Origin of the sequence: Haloferax sp. AB510, assembly GCF_024136985.1 — an archaeon.
Taxonomy (GTDB): domain Archaea; phylum Halobacteriota; class Halobacteria; order Halobacteriales; family Haloferacaceae; genus Haloferax.
Genome location: NZ_JAMYJY010000199.1, coordinates 1 through 2,197 on the forward strand (window position 1 = coordinate 1; position 2,197 = coordinate 2,197).

The following is a 2,197-nucleotide window of genomic DNA, read 5'->3' on the forward strand; positions in this document are numbered from 1 at the left end:
CGCGGTTCTCGGCGAGGGTCTCCTCGGCCGCGTTCCAGCCGTTGACGTAGCCCTGGTGGTGGGTGTCGTGATGCCACGTCAGCACCTGCTCGGAGATGTGCGGTTCAAGGGCGTCGTACTCGTACGGAAGCGGGTCGAGTTCGTAGCTCATAATGTGTAACCTCCGTATCACGGGTCGGGCGGAATCCTGTTAAAACTTGAGGAGAGGTATGCTAGCACAAACCACGGCGTGCGGGTCGCTATCGGTCGATTTCTCCGATTCGAGAAACGCCGGTTCGCGCGAGCGTGTCAGCCGTCGAACGGGTCAGTCCGGCGCTTGTACTCGATTTCGGTCGAGACGGCGTCGGCGATATCTGCCCCGAACTCCCGTTCGACGAGGTGTAACGAGAGGTCCAGTCCGGAGGTGACGCCGCCCGCGGTGAGCACGTCGCCGTCGTCGACGACGCGCTCGACGACGCGGCGGCCGTCTCGCGGAGGTCCGAGAGCGCGCCGCCGTGAGTGACCGCGGGGCGGCCGTCGAGAATGCCGGCGCGAGCGAGGAGCATACCGCCGGTACAGACGCCGGCAACGGTTGTTCCGGCCTCATGGAGCGCCGCGATGGCGTCGGGAATTTCGCCTTTCTCGGCCTCCGCCCACGCGCTCTGTTCCGCGCGGGAGTTCCAGCCGCCGCCGGGGACGACGAGGAGGTCCGGGCGGTCGGTCTCGGGGTCGAGGACGCGGTCGACGCCGACGCGCATCCCGTGGCTCGCGGTCACGAACTCGCGGTCGTCGAGCGCGACGAGTTCGGCCTCGCAGTCGGCCCCGGCCGCGCCGGCGTTCTGGAACACCTCGAACGGCGCGACGGCGTCGAGTTCGTCGAAGCCGTCGTAGAGGATAACAGCGACGTGCATGTCTCCGAGGTCGCTCCCCGGGCAGAAAGCCGTTCGTGCCGCGGCGACCGAGGGCAAAAAACAGCAGGCGGGGTCAGTCGTCGCTCAGTCGTCGCCGCGGGCGGCCTCGAACATCGAAATCGCTCGCTCGCGGCGCTCGGAGTGGTCCACGATTGGCTCCGGGTAGTCGGGTGCGAGGCGCTCGCGTTCGAGGTCGGTCAGTTCGTGCCACTCGTGGATGGTGTTGGCCGTCACGTCCGATAGCTCGGGGACGTACCGCTTGATGTACTCGCCGTCGGGGTCGTAGCGCTCGCCCTGCGTCATCGGGTTGAAGATGCGGAAGTACGGCTGCGCGTCGGTCCCAGTCGAGGCGGCCCACTGCCAGCCGCCGTTGTCGTTTGCGGTGTCGTGGTCCGCGAGGTGCTCGCGGAAGTGCGCGTAGCCGTGTCGCCAGTCGCACAGGAGGTCCTTCGTGAGGAACGACGCGACAATCATCCGAACGCGGTTGTGCATGTACGCCTCCTCGCGGAGCTGTCGCATCCCGGCGTCGACGATGGGGTAGCCGGTTTTCCCCTCCTTCCACGCCGCCAGTTCCTCGGCGTCGTCGCGCCACGCGATGTCGTTTTCGTACTCCTTGTAGTTCTCCGTGACGACGTTCGGGTGCTCCCGGAGGACGTGGGCGTAGAACTCCCGCCACGCCAACTGCGACTGGAACTCCTCGACCGACTCGTCTTTCTCGCCGCCGACGCCCTCGCGGGCCGCGGCGGTCGCCGCGTACACCTCGCGGATGCCGATAGTTCCGAACTTGAGGTCCGTCGAGAGCCGGGACGTGGCGTCCCGCGTCGGGTAGTCGCGGTCGTCGGCGTAGCGGTAGATGGCGTCCGCACAGAACGACGACAGGCGCTCGCGGGCCGCCTCGGTCCCCGCCGATTGGACCGCCGCTGTCGGCTCCTCGAACCCGAGTTCAGCGATTGTCGGGAGGTCGCCGACGGCGACGTCGAACTCGGCGTCGGAGAGGCTCTCTGCCGCGGTTTCGAGCGTGCCGGCGTCGGCGAGGTCGTCGGCGTCCGGTTCCGGATAGGGGTCGGGCTTGTCGCGGTCGCGCCACTTCTTCCAGAAGTAGGTGTAGACTGAGTAGGTGTCGCCCGCGTTGGTCGTGATGCTCCCCGGTGGGTGGAAGATGGCGTCGTGGACCGACTCGCGGGCGACGCCAGCGTCGTCGAGGGCGAGCCGCACGTCGGCGTCGCGCGTCGCGGGCCGGAGTCCGGAGTAACTCGGATTCCCCAGGTGGCTCGCTCGGCGTCGAGCGCCGCCGCCACCGGTCGGGA

Annotated in this window: 3 pseudogenes; all 3 read right to left on the minus strand. The window is 68.0% G+C overall.

Annotated features, from left to right (window positions below):
• Positions 1 to 151 (minus strand): annotated as a pseudogene (gene sod / locus NKF06_RS20460) (superoxide dismutase [Mn]); the annotation flags it as partial.
• Positions 152 to 288: 137 nt separating this feature from the next.
• A pseudogene (locus NKF06_RS20465) lies at positions 289 to 890 on the minus strand (DJ-1/PfpI family protein).
• A gap of 84 nt (positions 891 to 974) precedes the next feature.
• Positions 975 to 2,197: pseudogene (locus NKF06_RS20470) on the minus strand (deoxyribodipyrimidine photo-lyase); the annotation flags it as partial.